The 17,182-nt window shown below is 64.7% G+C and carries 15 protein-coding genes; 5 read left to right on the top strand and 10 right to left on the bottom strand.

Going from position 1 to position 17,182, the window contains the following annotated elements; genetic code table 11:
- Positions 1–129: 129 nt before the first annotated feature.
- The 5 genes from MSG32_RS08110 to MSG32_RS08090 all read right to left on the bottom strand — a co-directional run bounded on the left by MSG32_RS08110 (position 130) and on the right by MSG32_RS08090 (position 4,787).
- The gene (locus MSG32_RS08110; protein WP_248379107.1) at positions 130–939 is read right to left on the bottom strand and encodes an alpha-ketoglutarate-dependent dioxygenase AlkB; all 810 of its coding nucleotides are present in this window, start codon (positions 937–939) and stop codon (positions 130–132) included.
- A gap of 85 nt (positions 940–1,024) precedes the next feature.
- A complete protein-coding gene (locus MSG32_RS08105; protein ID WP_043335024.1) occupies positions 1,025–1,576 on the bottom strand; it encodes a phosphatase PAP2 family protein in 552 nt (183 codons plus the stop codon).
- Positions 1,548–2,705: a glycosyltransferase family 1 protein gene (locus MSG32_RS08100; protein WP_043335027.1), complete on the bottom strand. Its 1,158-nt coding sequence runs from the start codon at positions 2,703–2,705 to the stop codon at positions 1,548–1,550. The genes MSG32_RS08105 and MSG32_RS08100 overlap by 29 nt, the downstream gene beginning before the upstream one ends.
- A 236-nt stretch (positions 2,706–2,941) precedes the next feature.
- Positions 2,942–3,895 carry a LysM peptidoglycan-binding domain-containing protein gene (locus MSG32_RS08095; protein ID WP_225347832.1) on the bottom strand — a complete coding sequence of 318 codons (954 nt, stop codon included), beginning with the start codon at positions 3,893–3,895 and terminating at the stop codon, positions 2,942–2,944.
- The gene (locus tag MSG32_RS08090) at positions 3,885–4,787 is read right to left on the bottom strand and encodes an acyltransferase (RefSeq protein ID WP_248379106.1); all 903 of its coding nucleotides are present in this window, start codon (positions 4,785–4,787) and stop codon (positions 3,885–3,887) included. Before MSG32_RS08090 ends, MSG32_RS08095 begins: the two co-directional genes overlap by 11 nt.
- 271 nt (positions 4,788–5,058) lie before the next feature.
- On the opposite strand from MSG32_RS08090, the gene nhaD reads away from it, so the two are divergent.
- A complete protein-coding gene (gene nhaD, locus MSG32_RS08085; protein ID WP_213114316.1) occupies positions 5,059–6,348 on the top strand; it encodes a sodium:proton antiporter NhaD in 1,290 nt (429 codons plus the stop codon).
- Between the two features lie 473 nt (positions 6,349–6,821).
- Here nhaD and MSG32_RS08080 read toward each other — a convergent pair whose 3' ends face one another.
- Positions 6,822–7,604 carry a DUF1338 family protein gene (locus MSG32_RS08080; RefSeq protein WP_248379105.1) on the bottom strand — a complete coding sequence of 261 codons (783 nt, stop codon included), beginning with the start codon at positions 7,602–7,604 and terminating at the stop codon, positions 6,822–6,824.
- 116 nt (positions 7,605–7,720) lie between these two features.
- On the opposite strand from MSG32_RS08080, the gene MSG32_RS08075 reads away from it, so the two are divergent.
- The gene (locus MSG32_RS08075) at positions 7,721–8,620 is read left to right on the top strand and encodes a DMT family transporter (protein ID WP_348983969.1); all 900 of its coding nucleotides are present in this window, start codon (positions 7,721–7,723) and stop codon (positions 8,618–8,620) included.
- A 147-nt stretch (positions 8,621–8,767) separates the two neighbouring features.
- On the opposite strand, the gene MSG32_RS08070 is transcribed toward MSG32_RS08075, so the two are convergent.
- The 3 genes from MSG32_RS08070 to MSG32_RS08060 all read right to left on the bottom strand — a co-directional run bounded on the left by MSG32_RS08070 (position 8,768) and on the right by MSG32_RS08060 (position 12,236).
- A complete protein-coding gene (locus tag MSG32_RS08070) occupies positions 8,768–10,525 on the bottom strand; it encodes a monovalent cation:proton antiporter-2 (CPA2) family protein (protein WP_248379104.1) in 1,758 nt (585 codons plus the stop codon).
- Positions 10,526–10,739: 214 nt separating this feature from the next.
- Positions 10,740–11,006, bottom strand: coding sequence for a GrxA family glutaredoxin (locus MSG32_RS08065; protein WP_043335038.1), 267 nt, complete (start codon positions 11,004–11,006; stop codon positions 10,740–10,742).
- Between the two features lie 177 nt (positions 11,007–11,183).
- Positions 11,184–12,236 carry a YeiH family protein gene (locus MSG32_RS08060; protein ID WP_233593462.1) on the bottom strand — a complete coding sequence of 351 codons (1,053 nt, stop codon included), beginning with the start codon at positions 12,234–12,236 and terminating at the stop codon, positions 11,184–11,186.
- 214 nt (positions 12,237–12,450) lie between these two features.
- Between MSG32_RS08060 and MSG32_RS08055 the strand changes: the two genes are divergently transcribed.
- From MSG32_RS08055 to MSG32_RS08045, 3 genes are all read left to right on the top strand, one after another.
- Positions 12,451–13,359, top strand: a complete 909-nt coding sequence (locus MSG32_RS08055) for a LysR substrate-binding domain-containing protein (RefSeq protein ID WP_248379103.1) — start codon at positions 12,451–12,453, stop codon at positions 13,357–13,359.
- Positions 13,360–13,539: 180 nt separating this feature from the next.
- Positions 13,540–14,364 carry an alpha/beta fold hydrolase gene (locus MSG32_RS08050; RefSeq protein WP_348983968.1) on the top strand — a complete coding sequence of 275 codons (825 nt, stop codon included), beginning with the start codon at positions 13,540–13,542 and terminating at the stop codon, positions 14,362–14,364.
- Positions 14,361–15,629, top strand: a complete 1,269-nt coding sequence (locus MSG32_RS08045; protein ID WP_215824181.1) for an MFS transporter — start codon at positions 14,361–14,363, stop codon at positions 15,627–15,629. Before MSG32_RS08050 ends, MSG32_RS08045 begins: the two co-directional genes overlap by 4 nt.
- A gap of 136 nt (positions 15,630–15,765) precedes the next feature.
- On the opposite strand, the gene MSG32_RS08040 is transcribed toward MSG32_RS08045, so the two are convergent.
- Positions 15,766–17,070 carry an ABC transporter substrate-binding protein gene (locus MSG32_RS08040; RefSeq protein ID WP_248379101.1) on the bottom strand — a complete coding sequence of 435 codons (1,305 nt, stop codon included), beginning with the start codon at positions 17,068–17,070 and terminating at the stop codon, positions 15,766–15,768.
- Positions 17,071–17,182 lie beyond the last annotated feature (112 nt).

Genomic DNA, 17,182 nt, shown 5'->3' with positions numbered 1-17,182 from the left:
CCGGGGCGCAGTGACGCAGGGAGCGACAACAAGGAAGGCGTTAGAGCAGGAAGTGGGCAGGAAGAGAGCAGGAAGAGGGCAAGAGGAGAGCGAGAAGAGAGAAAGCAGAGAGCAACAAGAAAGATGACCTCAGCGAGAGGGCGTCAGCAGTTGGCGATAGGTCAGGCTGATGCGCAGTCCCTCCAGCTTGCGCGGCGGCAGCGCATGATGGAGGCGGTCCTGACAGCCACGACCCATCACCAGCAGCGAGCCGTGCGGCAGCCACAGATTGAACGCCGGCGTGTCGGCATAGGGGCTGCGCGGATGGCCCTTGAAGCGCAGGGGGCGCTCTCGTCCCAGCGAGATGGCGAGCACGATCGGGCGTGTGCCCAGTTCCGGCTCGTTGTCGCTGTGCCAGCCCATGCGGTCGGCGCCATTGGCGTAGCGATTGGCCAGCAGGCTGTTGAAATGCTCCGCGATCACGGGCTCGTTGCGCCCCAGGTCATCGCGTTGCGGGCTGAGCTCGTGATTGATGACATGTCGCGACAGCTCGCCCAGCTGCCAGGCGGTCATGTGCCAAGGGTTGGGTTCGAACAGACTGCCGGAGTAGCGATAGCGGGCGCCGACATCGCCCATCCACACCTGACGGCGTGGAATCGGGTGCGTCTTGCCATGCACGCTCAGGCTGGGGCGCTGCCAGTCGAGATCGCCCTCCAGCGTGGCGAGGGCCTGATCGGCCTGCAGTGGCGTCAGGGCGCGCGGCTTGAGATACAGCGGATGCAGAGGATGGCGGTACCAGCCGTGCGCGAGGGTGAGCCAGTCCTCGGGCAGCTCGCGCGGGCGAGCTGCCAGGGCCGAGCCATCCGCCGCCGTCTGGCGCGCAGCTCCATCAGCCGCGGACGTCGAATCAGAGGTCGAGAGGGCGGCGAAGAGATCATCGCCAGCAGAAGGAGTCGTCATGCGGCGAGAGTGCCAGAGCCGCGTCAGGTTGGGCAAGTGGCTCTCGATTCGCGCCGACCCCGGGCTGACGCATGCCTCGCGAGCGTCAGGTCGTCAGCAGCGCCTCGAAGGTCAGGATGGCCACCTCGGCAAGGCCCAGCCCCAGCAGCGCGCCGGCCAGCACATCACTGACGTAATGCAGGCCGAGGATCACCCGGGAAAGCGCGATCAGCAGCGCCAGCGGCGTGACGAGGATGGCAAGCTCCGGCAGCTGCTGAGCGGTCAGGCTGGCGAAGAGGGCAGCATGCAGGGTGTGACCGCTGGGAAAGCTGTAGCGGTCCAGCGGCGGCATGGTGCAGTTGATGGTATTGAAGGTTATGAACGGGCGTTCCCGACACAGCCGCGTCTTGAGCGCGCGGTAGAGCAGGGCCCCGGCACCGGCCGCCAGGCCGAATTCCAGAAACAGCCAGCCGCCCATGGCATGGTGCAGCGGCAGGCTCAGCGTCAGCAGCGCCCATACCGGCCAGTCGCCCAGGCGCGAGACGATACGAAACAGGGTGAGTATCGGCCGGAACAGCGCCAGGCGCGCGACCTGGCGGCACAGGCGCCACTCCAGAAGATCCAGTCGCTCAAAGACGGGAAGGCTGCGATCGTGCATCGGGCTTCTCCTCGGCGTGACGCAGGCAGGTCAGAAAGCCCTCGGCGATGCGGCTCCAGCCCAATGGTTCGACGCGCACGCGGGCGGCACGTCCCAGTCTGGCGATGCGGGCCGGCCGCTGGCAGGCCTCCACCGCCTGTTCGATGAAGCGTTCCGGCTGGCTGCAGGGCGCCAGCAGGCCCTGGTGATCGTCGCGGATCACCTCGGCGGCCGCCGCGTAATCGAAGGCGATCACGGCCAGTCCGCTGGCCATGGCTTCCAGCACCACATTGCCGAAGGTCTCCGACAGTGACGGGAAGACGAACAGGTCGGCACTGGCGTAATGGGCGGCCAGCGCCTCACCGGTCTGGAAGCCGGCGAAGATCGCCTCGGGCAGGCGCTGTTCCAGACGCTCGCGCAGCGGGCCGTCTCCGACCAGCACCAGGGCGAGGTCCGGTTGCACGGCCAACATGGCCTCATAGGTGCGGATCAGCAGCTCGATGTTCTTCTCGGCGGCCAGGCGCCCGACGTGCAGCGCGACGGGTTGCTGTGAGCTGACGCCCCATGACTTGCGCAATGCTTCGCTGCGATGACTGGGCGAGAAGCGCTCGCAATCCAGGCCGCGTCCCACCACCTGCACATGCTCGAAGCCTTGCTGCATCAGGCTGTCTGCCTGGGTGCGGGTCGGTACCAGCGTCATGTTGGCGGCGTTGTGGAAGCGGCGCAGGCCGCGCCGCACCAGCGGGCGTAGCGCCTTGAGCCGGTAGTGGGTGCTGTATTGATCGAAATTGGTATGAAAGCCCGCGACCACCGGCAGGCCCAGACGGCGGGCGACCATCAGCGCGCTGATGCCCAGCGGGCCTTCGGTGGCGATATAGACGACGGAGGGGCGATGCTCGCGCCACATGCGCATCAGGCGCTGCGGCGCCGGCACGCCGACCTGCACGGTGTCATATCCGGGCAGGCGGAAGCCGCGTACCTGAAGCTCCTGCTGGACCCGCGGCTCCAGGCTGCCATCTCGGGTGGCGGGACGAATGAGTTGGAGCTCACAGCCGCGTGCGATGAGTTGATCGCACAGATGACTCAAGGTATGAGCCACGCCATTGATCTCCGGATGCCAGGTTTCACTGACGAAGGCAATGCGCTCCATGACGTCTCCCTAGATGACTATTGTGGTCATTATCGAGAGAGGGAGTGACGGCGGCATAACAAGCAGGTGACGAAGCGATGACACACCCTCAACCCCTCACAGCTCAAAGGTATGAGGGTTGTCTCATGAATCGTCAAGCAAGGACGACAGTCACCGGCGTGGCACCGGCGCTGTCGTCATCTGGCGGGGATTGAAGGTGGCGCCATATCGGGCTGGCGCCGTGAAGCAACGCTGGTTCAGCGCTTCTCGAGAATCTCGCGCGGGTCGATCGGCTTGCCGCCGTGGCGCACGTCGAACAGCAATTCATGCTGACCGTTGTTGCCGCGTGCGACGCGACAAAGCGGCGTGCCCGGAGTGACCTGCTGACCCACCTTGACCAGAATCTCGCCGCACTGGGCCAGCACGCTCTGCAGGTTGCCGGAGTGGTGCAGGATGACCACGTTGCCCAGTTGGCGCATGGAGTCGGCGAAGCGCACTTCGCCCCGCGCCGGTGCACTGGCGATGCCGCTGGCGGCGGTACGAATCTGCATGGGCGCCAGCTGGCCATTGCCGTTGGTGCCGAATTCACGCGTCACGCTGCCGGCGGCAGGCCAGCGCCATGACTGGCCCGGCTTCTGCAGCGGGCCGGGGTCCGGGCGGGCGACCAGGCTGCCACCGCTGGCGCGCGCGGCCGGGGCGCTGCGGCTCGGGCCACCGTTGAGCGGCACCGAGATTAGCATGCCGACATCGAGATCATTGGGGTCCTTGCCGGGGTTGGCGGCCTGAATGCGCTGCGGGCTGGCACCGAAATAGCGCCCGACCTTGGAGTAGGTATCGCCGGGGCGCAGCTGATAGCGATACGGGCCGCCGGAGGGCGCTCGCTCACGCGCGGTGGGCACCAGGATGCGCTGACCGACCTTGAGGTCACGAATCTTGACGCCCGGATTGAAGCGCGTGAGGCGCAGCAGGGGAATATCGGCATCGCGCGCGATCTGCCCCAGGGTATCGCCCTTCTGGATGGTGACCCACTGGCCGGCCGGCGAGCCGGAGTAGCTGCCGGTCGCGCAGCCGCTCAGCCACAGACCGAGGCAGATCAGCGCCAGCCAGCGCAGCGCGACGCCAACACGCTGCAGAAGTGGACGGTTCACGTCAGGTTCGGCCTGCGCTCGTGCCGAGAAGTCCGCGGCATTCAGGCCGTATTCAGTGTTCATCAATGTCATTCCCTGCACGTGACAGTCGGGCATCCTTGTCCTTCCAGACCTGATTGAGCCATTGCTGGAAGCGCTCGCGATAGGCGGCGTCCGCATGATAGTTGCCGTCCAGCATCCAGGGCTCCAAGGGCCGCTGAGTGATGACGAGCGTGATGTCGCCCCCGTGACCGCACAGGAACTGCCAGAAACTGGCATCGGCATGCCGGTAATCGAGGGTGGCATCCAGAATACCGGAAAGTCGATCGCCAAGCGTGTTGATCACCTGGGCACTGCCGCCGGCACGCGGTTTGAGCAGGTGCTGGAAAGGGCTTTGCTGCTGGTTGTGCTTGGCGGGCGTGAAGCGAGTGCCTTCCACGAAGTTGAAGATCGCCATCGGCGCCTGACGCGAGCGCTCGCACATGCGTCGCGTCGCTTCGCGATCACGCTCGGCGAGCCGCGGATTGCTGGCCAGTTTCTGCTGGCTGTAACGGCGCATGAACGGGAACTCCAGTGCCCACCAGGCAAGGCCGATCACCGGCACCCAGATGAGCTCCTGCTTGAGGAAGAACTTGGGCATCGGCGTACGACGGTGCAGGGCGTACTGGAGAACGAAGATGTCAGTCCAGCTGCGGTGATTGGCGATCACCAGCCACCAGCGACGTCGGGCAGACCCATCGCGCAGCGATTGCGGCACGTGGATGTCCCAGCGCGGGCGCAGCACATGGCGAACCCACAGGTTGTTGGTGCCGATCCAGCCCATGGCGAGGCGGTTGAGCCCCTCCAGCATGTGCAACTGCAGGCGGCGCGATGGCGTGATCAGCTTGAGTGCGGCCAGCAGGTAAAGCGGCAGCGCCCAGCACAGGGTATTGATGATCAGAAAGACAAGGCTGATGACACCTCTGATACTCGACATGCATGACTCCTCCATCAGGTGGCGCCATCGTAATTCACCCAAGAGTGGATGCCCACCCCGCTTGCGTGGGGGATGGCAACCCTGCGTTGCACGAAGCGAACGCCCCTCAGGTCGAATGGCGGGGCGCACGCAGCTGTGATGAGATGCATCGCCGGTCGTGTGACGGGTCGGTGCAAGGGAAAGGTCGTGGCAGGGTTCACGCTGAAGTCACGCCGGGCACCGTCAATCATCGCCGCCGCTGCGCGGCGATATCTCAGGGAGTGAGAGTGGCATGTGGTTGCAGGGACTGTTGATCGGGCTGGCGCTGGCCGCCTTCGTGTTGATTGCCATCGAGGATGTGATCCATCTCAACAAGGCCAAGACGACCTTGTTGCTGGGCACCTTCAGCTGGTTGCTGCTGTTCATCTTCGGACCCGCGGCCCTGGCGGTGGATGATGTCCCCGAGGCCTTGAACGAGAACCTGCTCGAGATCGCCACCTTGTGGCTGTTTCTGATGGCGGCGATGACCTTCGTGGCCTTTCTCAATGCCAAGGGGCTGATCGCCAATCTGATCTACCGCCTGCTGCCGAAACGCATCGGGGAGCGCGGCCTGCTGTATCTGACGGGGCTCTTTGCCTTCGCCTTTTCATCGCTGGCCGACAACATCACCGCGACGCTGGTATCGCTGACCCTGGTGCTGTCGCTGGGCCTGGCGCCGAAGAAGACGCTGCGCTTTGCGGTGCTGGCGGTATTCGCCGTCAACTCCGGCGGGGTGGCGCTGATCACCGGGGACGTGACCACGCTGATGATCTTCTTGGCGGGCAAGGTGCGCATCAGCGAGCTGATGCTGCTGGCGCTGCCGTCCTTCCTCAGCGTGATGCTGCTGGCGACGCTACTGCTGCCCGGGCTGGGAGGCGAGGTGAACCTGGTGCGCGAGCCGCGCGAGACCCGGCGTCTTGATCGTCTGGTCGCCTGGCTGTTTCTGGCCACCATCCTGTCGACCCTCGGGCTCAACGTGCTGTTTGGCGTGCCGCCGCTGCTGACCTTCCTGTTCGGGATGTCGTTGATGTTCCTGCTCGGGCATGTCGCCGAACGCCGCAGCGACAGCGAAGAGCGCCGCATACTTGATTACATTCGTATTATCGAATTCGATACATTGCTATTCTTCCTCGGCATCCTGCTGATGGTCGGGGCGCTCAAGGAAGCTCGTCTGCTGGAAGGCCTGGCACAGCTCTATGCCCTGATGCCGGCGATGCAGGCCAATTATCTGGTCGGGCTGCTTTCGGCGCTGGTGGACAACGTGCCGCTGACCGCCGCAGTGCTCAAGGCGGATGTCAGCATGAACGATGCCGAATGGCTGGCGCTGACCTATGCCGCAGGCGTGGGTGGCTCGCTGCTGGTGATTGGCTCCGCCGCCGGGGTGATCGCGCTTTCCAAGGTGCGCGAGGTGAGCTTCATGAGTTATCTGCGCTTCTTCCCCGCGTTGTTGCTGGCCTACAGCGTGGGCTATCTGGGGGCATACTGGCTGGGCGGGCAGATCACGAACACGCCAGTGACATTGGCGCTGTCGTCTCTGGGCTGATGTGGAAGTTGATGGGTGTGTTCACTACGGCCACAGCCGCTGCCGCAGCGGCCGTTTGATCCACTGTCAGATGCACTGCCAGATGTGTGGTCGGAAGGGGAATTGGAGCTGTTTGCGGCCGGCTGATCATTTTTTGATCAATCTGTCTGCGCTCGCCTGATCTCGATGGCGATACCTAGATGTACAGAGATTCTTCACAGCTTTTTCCACAGCTTCTGTTGATAACCTGTCTGCGACGTTAGGTTTAGAGGCTCAGACACAAGACGCAGGCACGGCGGGGGAAAGCGGCGGGGGGAAGCGGCGAGTCGTGCAGTGATGACACCATGGGGTGATGCCATGAAGGGTGATGGCAAGAGAGGGTGTGAAGGGTATGGCATGACAGGGCATGTCACCCTCTGAATACAAGAGCCCCCTACGTTTGCGCAGGGGGCTGAATGCGACTCATCTCATTGCGCAGTGCTGCCAAGAGGCCATCACGCGCTGAGCTGGCACAGCGTATGTTCCGGCAGCAGTTGTTCTGCGGGACGCTGTTTTCCTTCTTGTTGAGTCGTCACCGGTGCCGTCGCCAGCAGGGCGATGCCGCCCAGCACCACCATATGCTCGTCACCGTCCGCGAACACCATGCGCTGGGCGTGGGCCGGGTAGTAGTGATACTGCAGCTTGGGATTGATGGGCAGTACCGCATGATGGCGCTCGGTCTGCGGTGCCATGCCGTAGGCCAGCATGCCCTCGCAGACCGCTTCCAGCGTTTCGCCAAGCTCTTCGGCATTGAAGCCGACATGGTGCAGGCGCGGCCCCATCACGGAGAGCCAGGCAGCCAGCGGATTGGCCTCGAGCAGGCGCTCGAAGGTTGGCCAGTCCGGCATGTCCCACGGACGGCAGGGCGCGAGCAGGTTCTGTCCTTTGCAGTCATCACGATGACTCTGACTGATCAGGCGCTTGAGCAGGTCGCGGTGCATCGGCGGCAGGCTGTTGGCCTGCAGTTCCGCCAGCATGACGGCAGCGCCACCATCCGGGGGAAGCAGCAGATCGACCAGCAGGCCGCGGTCGGCCATGGCGTACTGTTTCACGCGGCGATAGCCCTGGTGATACAGGCTGGGTAACAGTTTCTCGCTTCTGAAAGGCCCCTGATTCAGCGTCAGGAACATCAGATATTCAGGGTTGATGCTGTCTGGCCAGATATCCAGCGCCCCGATGTCGGGATGGCGGTGGACGAAGTCCAGCCATAGCTGCTGTTGGAATTCCTTGCGTTGCATGATGCCTCCTTGGACGGCCCCTATGACCTCATTGCTGGAGCGATTATAGGTAGTCGTGCAAAGGGGTATTCAACGCCATTATCCGTTTTTTCGCGTTTCTTGATCGGAGAGTAAAAATGCCAGTGCTGGTGGCGTATTGCGTGGTTCTCATGGTGTGGTCGACGACACCGCTGGCCATCTCGTGGAGCGCCTCGGGCTGGCTGCCTGCCTGGTCGGCGATGGGCAGAATGTTAATTGCCGCATGCCTCGGTTACCCATTGTTACGCATGATGGGGCTGAAAATGGACCTTTCGCGTGGGGCGCTGCGCAGCTACTCGGCAGCCGCTCTGGGTATCTGGGGTGGCATGTACTTCGCCTACCTCTCTGCGGCCTGGTTACCAAGCGGTATCATGTCGTTACTGTTTGGACTGGCACCTTTGCTATCAGGGCTTTATGCACGCTGGTGGTTGAAAAGTGCTCCACTTGACAAGTTGCAGTGGATGGGGTTTGCGTTGGCATTGAGTGGACTGGCCGTCGCGGTCTCGGATTCCCTGGCGTTGCCGCCGGGCAGCTGGAAGGGAGTCCTGACCATGCTGCTGGCCGTCAATTGCTTTGCCGCCTCGGGCGTACTGGTGCAGCGCGAACGGGCAGGGCTGCATCCGCTGGTGCAGACGGAGGGGGCGCTGCTGGTCTCGCTGCCGCTCTATCTGGTGTGTGCGCTGATCGTCGATGGCGTGCCGCAGGCCCTGCCGGAGGGGCGTCCGATGGCGGCCATCCTCTACCTTGGCATCTTCGGCTCGCTGATCGGCTACCTGTGCTACTACTTCGTGCTGTCACGCCTGTCGGCCAGTACGGTGGCGCTGGCGACCTTGATCACCCCCATCTTCGCCATGAGCCTGGGCGCGGTGCTCAATGATGAGCTGATCTCCAGCCGCGTGCTCGCCGGGGCCTTGCTGATCGTGATCGGGCTGTGCGCCTATCTGTTCGGCCCGCAGTGGCGGGCGCGCCTGACGTCCCGCCGCCTGTCGAAGGGCTGAGCAGGCCTCGGGCCGCCCGCCTGCCCCTCGGGAGGCGGGCCAGTACGCAAGGCCTTGCCGAGTGCCCCAACGACAAGGGCCGCCCCTGCCGGGGCGGCCCTTGTGGCTTTTCAGGCGCGACTGAGCGCTCTGGCGAGTGGTGCGACGTCAGTCCTGATTGTTCTGGAACAGACGCTTGAGCTCGACCATGGCGGCCTGCTCGCTGTTGACGAGCGCTTTCTGGTCGTGACGGTGCTCGTAGTTCTGCTTGAGCATGTTGTCATCCATTTCCCGGAATGCACGCGCCACTTCCGCCGCGCGAGCACTGGGGTAGCCCATCGCCACCAGCAATTCTCCGCCCATTTCCAGGCTGCTGGCATAGGTGTCACGAATCACGTGCTCCACGCCCAGTTCCATCAGCTCCCAGGCATGGTGGCGGTTACGGGCACGCACGAACAGCTTCAGGTGCGGGAATTGATGGCGCACCATGCGCACGATGCCTGTCGAGGTCTCGGCATCATCGACCGCCACCAGCATGATCCTGGCCTGCTCGGCACCCGCCGCCCGCAGCAATTCGGCGCGGCTGGCATCGGCATAGAAGATGCGCGACCCGAACTGACGCACGAACTCGACCTGGGTGATATTGGGGTCAAGGGCGGTGAAGTTGATGCCCTGGCTCTTGAGCATGCGCGCGCTGATCTGGCCGAAGCGGCCGAAGCCGGCGATCACCACCTGCGGCGTTTCCTCACCGAAGTCCTCGTCATAGGGGCGCTTGGCTTCGCTGGTGGCGCCGAGGTGGCGGGCATAGCGATAGAGGAAGGGCGTGGCAGCCATCGACAGGGTCACCGCACTGATCACCAGGCTGGTGAGGGTCTGATCGAAGATGCCGGCAGCCATGCCGGCGGTCAGCAGTACGAAGTCGAACTCACCACCCTGTGACAGGACCGCGGCCAGCGGCAGGGCCTCGGCCATCTTGAGGCGTGCGACGCGTCCGACCAGCGTGATGACGATGACCTTGCCGAACATCAGCGCCAGCGTCAGCGCCAGCACGGTCAGCGGGCGCTCCATCACCAGCGACACGTCGACCGACATGCCCACGGCCATGAAGAACAGCCCCAGCAGCAGCCCCTTGAAGGGCTCGATGTTGGCTTCCAGCTCATGGCGGTAGACGGTATCGGCCAGCAACACCCCGGCCAGGAAGGCGCCCAGGGCCATGGACAGGCCCACCCATTCCATCAGCAGCGCCGTGCTGATCACCACGAACAAGGCCGCGGCGGTGAAGATCTCGTGGATCTCGCTGCGCGCGACCATCTTGAGCAGGCGCGGCACGACAAGGCGGCCGACGATGATGACCGCCGCGATCATGCCGATGCCCTTGGCGATGCCGATCCAGTTGGCGCCGGTGGAGGCATCGAAGTTGTCAGCGAACAGCGGCATCAGGGCCAGCAGCGGAATCACCGCCAGGTCCTGGAACAGCAGGATGGCGAAGGTCGACTGGCCGTGCGGCGTCGCCAGCTGCTGATTCTCGCTCAATACCTGCAGCGCGAAGGCGGTCGAGGACAGCGCCAGAATCAGGCCCAGCAACACGGCGGCGGGCAATTCCAGCCCCAGCCACAGGCCGACAGGGGTGAGCAAGGCACCGCACAGCAGCATCTGGGCGCTGCCCAGGCCCGCAAGCTTGAGGCGCATGTCCCACAGGCGCTTGGGTTCCAGTTCCAGTCCGATCATGAACAGCAGCATGACGACCCCGAATTCGGCGAAGTGCAGTACTTCGCCAGGCTCCGAGATGAAGCCGATCAACGACGGACCCAGCAGTACCCCGATGGCTAGATAGCCCAGGATGGAGCCGAGGCCCAGACGCTGGAAAAGTGGCACGGCAACCACCGCGCACCCCAGCAGCACGGCGCCTTCCATCAACATGTTCATGTGCGTGTCCTTGTGCATACACGGGCGGAGAAGGCAGCGATTGTCGCTGGCCCCTCCTTTTGTCGCAAGCGGCAAGGTGCGCAAGACGCGACCTTGCGCACAGCGTTGTGGTGCGAGTGAGTGTCGTGACCAGGGGTGGGAGGCGGTGACGCAGGCACAAAAAAGCCCCCGCCAATGGCGAGGGCTTCAGCAGTGAAGCAGCTGATGGCGGCGATCAGGCCTGCGGCATCAGAGCTTCGTCCTGCACGTACTGGTTGAACTCGGTGAAGCCACCGATGTGGGTCTGATCGACGAAGATCTGCGGCACGGTCTCGACCGGCTTGCCGATGGTCTTTTCCATGTCGGCCTTGCTGATGCCTTCGGCATGGATGTCGATGTAGCGGAAGTCGAAATCATCGCGCTTGGCGGTGAGCTCTTCCGCGAGGTCCTTGGCGCGGACACAGAAAGGGCAACCCGGACGACCGAAAATGACTGCAAGCATGAGACTCTCCTAAGGTTCGTGACTCTCGTTCAGCCCGTACTGGGTGGGCCGAGAAAATGGCGCCGGCACTGCCGGTGAGTAATGGATGACCGCTATTGTGCTTGAGCCTGCCCGGGTTTGCCAATTGAGCCGTACTACCAAAGTCATTGGGGCAATCAATCGCTGCCGTGCTGAGGATTAGCCCATCAGCAGCAGATTGGCACCAAAGCCACCGACGATCAGCAGCGTGAACAGGATCAGCGCGAGCAGGAAAGGCTTCATGCCCAGTGAGCGCAGACGATCGATGCGAGTCTCGACCCCCAGGCCCGCCATGGCCATGGTCAGTGCCACGCTGCCGAGAGTAGAGAGGCTTGAGTGCACTGCCGCCGGGATCGCGCCGGTGCTGTTGATGCCGGCCATGGCGATGAAGCCCAGCGCGAACCACGGAATCGTCATGCTGCCGCCGGTCTCGCGGTCATCACCTTCGGTGCGGGCACGCATGGCCCACAGCTTCGGCAACAGCAGCAGGAAGGGTACCAGCATCATCACGCGCATCAACTTGACGATCAGCGCATTGGCCAGGGCGTCCGGGCCGACCGCTTCACCGGCGGCCACGACCTGAGCGACCTCGTGGATGGTGGAGCCGATATAGATGCCGAACAGGCCTTCATGCATGCCGCTCAGCGGGTAGAGCAGCGGGTAGACCAGCATCGCCAGCGAGCCGAACAGTACCACCGTGGCGACGGCCATGGCGGTGGCCGCCGGGCGTGCCTTGATCATCGATTCGGTCGCCAGTACCGCCGCGGCGCCACAGATGGCGGAACCGGCACTGGTCAGCAGTGCGGTGTCGCGGTCCAGCCCCAGCCAGCGCGTGCCGATGAAGTAGCCGCTGCTCAGCACCGCGGTGATCACCAGCACATCGAGGAAGACGACGCTCCAGCCCAGGCCGAGAATCTGCTGCAGGGTGATGGAGAGGCCGAACAGGATGATGCCGAGACGCAGCAGCTTCTTGGTCGCGATATGCAGCCCCGGGGAGAGCGCCGCGGCGTGACGGCTGGTGATCGGCAGGTTGCCGACCACGATACCGCACAGCAGGGCGAAGACCAGCGGGCTGATGCCGGTGGAGGCCAGCGCCGGAATGGAATGCAGTGCCAGTCCCACCAGGGTCAGGCCGCCACACAGGGCAAGGCCCGGCAACATGCGGCGCAAGCGCTCGGCAGTGGCGGGGGGAGTCAGGGTCTGTGCGTCCATGAGCATTCTCCTTGAGGAAAGTGGCCTATCCCGTGCGGAACTTGGCCTGTCTTGTTATGGGTCGTGCGCTGGCGTGTGGTGCACGGCTGTCATCGGCAAGGGCGCTTGAGCCTGCGTCGCTTGCTTAGTGTCTCTGGTTTGATGATTAGTCTATTCGGGAATATTATTCGGCAGTTAGTCGATTATTCTTTTATTACATACCGGAAAAACCGATATGCAGATCCACATCACGCTGCGCCAGTTGCAAGTGTTCGTGGCGGTGACCCGCCACGGCTCCGTCAGTGCCGCGGCGCGCGAGATCGGCCTGTCGCAATCGGCGGCGAGTCAGGGGCTGTCCGAGCTTGAGCGTCATCTCGAGGTGCAGCTGTTCGAGCGCCTCGGTCGCCGCCTGGCCCTGAACGCCAATGGCCGCCGCCTGTTGGCGCGCGCCGAGCAATTGCTGGAGCAGACCCACGCGCTGGAGCTGGAGGCCCGTGAGCCCGGCGTGGTGGATGGCAACCTGCGCGGCGAGCTGGAAATCGCCGCCAGCGCCACCATCGGCACCTGGTTGTTACCGGGGCTGGCGGGGGCCTTCATGCGCGAACATCCGGGCACCGAGCTCAACCTGCGTCTGCGCAATACCCATCAGGTGGTGGAGGCGGTGCTCAACTATGACGCCGAACTCGGCCTGATCGAGGGTGACTGCCATGCGCCGCGCCTGATGAGCCAGACCTGGCGCGAGGATGAGCTGGTGGTGGTGGCGCCGCCGAGCCATCCGCTGGCCGTGCGCGGCGTGGCGCTCAGCGACGAGGACCTCGCCTCGGCTGACTGGATTCTGCGCGAGGGGGGCTCGGGCACGCGGGCGGTCTTCGAGCGTGCACTGCACGGGCGGATCGAGCGCCTCAAGGTGCGCATGGAGCTGGGCCAGCACGAGGCCATCAAGCAGGCCGTGTTCGCCGGGCTGGGACTGGGATGCCTGTCGCACCTGTCGGTAGCGGCCGAGATCGCGCGTGGCGAGCTGGTGGTGCTGGCCACGCCCCAGCTCAACCTGAAGCGGCGCTTCTCGATGCTGTGGCACCCGGAGCGTTACCGCAGCCCGCTGTGGCAGGCGGTCAAGGTCTATCTGGAAGCCAGCCCGCGTTGAGCCGTCGAGGACGGAGCCGCCGCGCGCTTGATAGTTTGCTAACATAGGCGCTCCCCGCGAGCCGGCTGCCGCCGAGCGACGCCGCTGAGCCACGCCACTGAGCCTGAGCTACCGCGCCTGAGCTACTGCGCCTGAGCCACGGGGAGCGTAACGGTCTGTCTAGCGTCCATGGAGATGATGATGAGCACAACGGTCGAGCTTTATTACCACGAGAGCGATGCTCGTGATGGCGCCGAGGAACAGACAACGAGCCAGCAGGACGCGACGCCGCTGGTCATTCTTCACGGCCTGTTCGGCAGTGCCGACAACTGGCGTTCGCATATCAAGTCATGGTCGCGGACACGCCGCGTGATCGCGGTGGATCTGCGCAACCACGGCCGCAGCCCGCACGTGGCCGGCATGAGCTACCCCGAGCAGGCCGCGGATGTCCTCGCGCTGCTCGACCGCCTCGCCATCGAGCGCTGTGACCTGCTGGGCCACTCGATGGGCGGCAAGGTCGCCATGCAGGTCGCGATCGAGGCGCCCGAGCGTCTGCGCAGCCTGCTGGTCGCCGATATCGCGCCGGTCGCCTATGGCCACGGGCATGACGATATCTTTGCTGCCTTCGAGGCGGTACGTGACGCGCGCCCGGCCTCACGCAAGGAGGCCGACACGGTGATGGCGCAGCATGTCGATACCCCGGCCATCCGCCAGTTCCTCGCCACCAATCTGGTGCGTCTCGACGATGGCGCCATGGGCTGGCGCGTCGGGCTGGACCATATCGCGGCGGGTTACCCGCAGATCGTCGAGGCGCCGCACGGCCAGGGGCCGGTCGAGCTGCCGGCGCTGCTGCTGTGGGGCTCGCGCTCCAACTATGTGCAGTCCGAGGGCCTGGCGACGATGCGCGAGCACTTCCCTGCGTTGGAAGACGACTCGCTGGAGGCCGGCCATTGGCTGCACGCCGAGCGTGCCAGCGAGTTTCAGCAGGCGGTGGTGGCGTTCCTTGATCGCGTCGCACGCGCTTGAGTACGCCGAGCCGTCACTCCGAAAATCGTCAGCCGGCCGCGAGCGAGCGGGTCATCCCGCCGGTGACCACCCACGAGCGCCTGGTGGTGGCGCTGGTCACCCTGCTGCAGTTCGCCGTCATCATGGGTTTCACCATGGTGATGGCGCTGGGTCCCGACTTTGCCACCTCGCTGGGCATTCCGCTGGATCACCTTGGCTATATTGTCGGCAGTTATCCGCTGGCCGCCGCGGTGGGCACTCTGCTGTGGACGCGACACGCCGATCGCTTCGATCGCCGCTGGGCAGTGCTGGGCTTCCTGTTCGGCGCGGCGCTCTGTCACCTGATCGCCAGCTTCGCCACCGACTTCGAGACCCTGCTGGCGGCGCGCATGCTGGGCGGCCTGTTCGGCGGGCCGGCGGCGGCGACGGCGCTGGCCATCGTGATCGACGTGGTGCCGGGAGTACGCCGGGGGCGCGCCATGGGCCTGGTGATGGGCGCCTTCTCGGTGGCCTCGGTGCTGGGGCTGCCGTTTGCGCTGTGGCTGTCGCAGGGCTTCGGCTGGCAGGCGCCATTTCGCGCCGTGGCGCTGTTGGCACTGCTGGTGTGCGGGCTGCTGGCCTGGATACTGCCGCCGATCCGCGGCCATCTCGATAATCCCGAGACGCGTCAGCGCAGCCGCAAGGGCACCACGATCCTGAACATCCTGGCCCAGCCCGACCATCGCCTGGGGCTGGCGCTGATCGCCACGGCGATGTTCAGCAACTTCCTGGTGATTCCCAACCTGGCAAGCTATCTGCTGTTCAATCTGGGTCTGCCGCGCGAGGATCTCGGCGGGCTCTACATGATCGGTGGCGGCCTGTCGCTGGTCGGCATGCAGCTGACGGGACGGCTGTGTGATCGCTATGGTTGTGTCTGGCCGGGCACCATCACCTGCCTGATGACGGCGCTGGTCGGCTGGGCCTTCCTGCTGCATTCGCCGGGACCGTCGCTGATCTGGATCGGCTTCGGCGCCTACATGCTGTTCTCGTCGGCGCGGCGTGTGACCCAGAATACGCTCAACAGCTTCATTCCCGCCGACCACGAGCGAGCGGCCTTCACCAGCACCCAGAGTGCCGTGCAGCATCTGAGTTCTGCCGCCGGCAGCTATGTGGGCGCCGGACTGCTGGTCAGCACGCCGAGCGGCGCGTTGGAGGGCATGCCGTTGCTGGTCGCGGTGCTGATGATCGCGCTGGTGATCCAGCCGCTGCAGATCCTGTGGCTGTCGCGTCGCCTGGCACGCCGCTAGCGCTTGTCAAATAGGCACAAGACGGCGAGAGCGAGCCGGTCCTGAACCCAAAACGCCCTGTCGGAATCTCCGACAGGGCGTTTTGCATGGGGCGCGCAAGCGCTCAGCGTTTCAAGAGCTCTGGGCGCTCAACGCCTCAGGGCGCGTTGACGTCGACGGCCAGGTGGCTCAGCGACTGGCGCTTCTTGATCATGCCGCGCTCGAACAGGAAGTCCTCGAAGTCACGGTAACGGCCGGCATCCAGCGCGGCAGGACGCAGCGCGAAGCGCGGCAGGGTGGCGTACCAGGCTTCCTTGTTGAGCTCGGTATCCAGTGCCGGGTCGGAGTCGCGGAACATCTCCCAGCCCTGGTCAGGATGGTTGATGATCCAGGCAGTGGCTTCACCGACGGCGGCGAGGAAGCCGGCGTACTGGGCCTGCTTGCGCTCGTAGCTGTCGCTGTTGGCGACGAAGATCAGCTCGTCATAGGTCGGCACGCCTTCTTCCTCGATGTAGAAGGCGCGGCCCTTGACGCCTTCCTGGGCCATCTGGGCCAGCTCGAAGTTGCGGAAGGCGCCGGTGACGGCATCGACCTTGCGCGTCAGCAGTGACGGCGTCAGCGAGAAGTTGACGTTGGTCAGCGTGATGTCATCCAGCGTCAGGCCGCTGTGCTGCAGCATGGTGGAGAGCAGCACTTCCTCGACACCGCCGACCGAGTAGCCGACCCGCTTGCCCTTGAGGTCGGCGATCGACTGGATGTCGCTGTCGGCGCGCACCACCACCACATTCAGCGGCGTGGCGACCAGGGTGCCGATACGTACCAGCGGCAGGCCCTGATCGATCTGCAGGTGCAGCTGCGGCTGATAGCTGATGGCGATGTCGACGCGCTCGGCGGCGGCCAGCTTGGGCGGCACGCTCGGGTCGGCGGGGGCGATCAGCTCGACATCAAGGCCGTGCTTCTTGAACAGGCCCAGCTCCTGCGCCAGCACCAGCGGGGCATGGCCGGGGTTGGTGTACCAGTCGAGCATGACCTTGAACTGCGTCAGCGGCTGCTCGGCGGTGGCAGCGTCCGTGGTAGTGTCATTGGCGGCGCCCTTCGAGTCAGCATCAGCGCTCTGTTCGTCGCTGGCGGCTGGCGGGGCATCCGCGGCCGGTTCAGCACCGTTCTTGGCCTGCTCGGCGGCGCCGGCGGTTGCTTCCACGGCTTCCTGGCTTGCCACCGGCGCCGAGGCGGCCGAATCGCCGTTCACTCCGACCTCGGCCTGCTGAGCGACGATTTCCGGCGCTGACTGGGTGCTGGTGGCGGGTTCTGCCTCGGCGGCGTGGGCCGACATGGCGGTGGCTGGCAGGCTGCTCAGGCACAGCGTGGTCAGCAGGGTGGCGAAGGCGGTGGACAGCAGCGAGGCACGTGGTGAACGTGTCGGCTGCGCTTTGCGCCGTGGCGCCGATGACGAAAGAGACATGGCGGAGTTCCTTGTGATCACAGGGTAGTGGTGCTGCCGTTCGTGGGCGGCAGTCGTCAGGCTCATGCAATTTGTGTCGAGCGTCGTTGCGTCTTTCGGTTACGCGATCTTG

The organism is Cobetia sp. 1CM21F (assembly GCF_023161745.1).
Lineage (GTDB): Bacteria > Pseudomonadota > Gammaproteobacteria > Pseudomonadales > Halomonadaceae > Cobetia > Cobetia amphilecti.
Note: the sequence above shows the minus strand (reverse complement) of the source record. Positions and strands in the feature narration are given on the sequence as shown.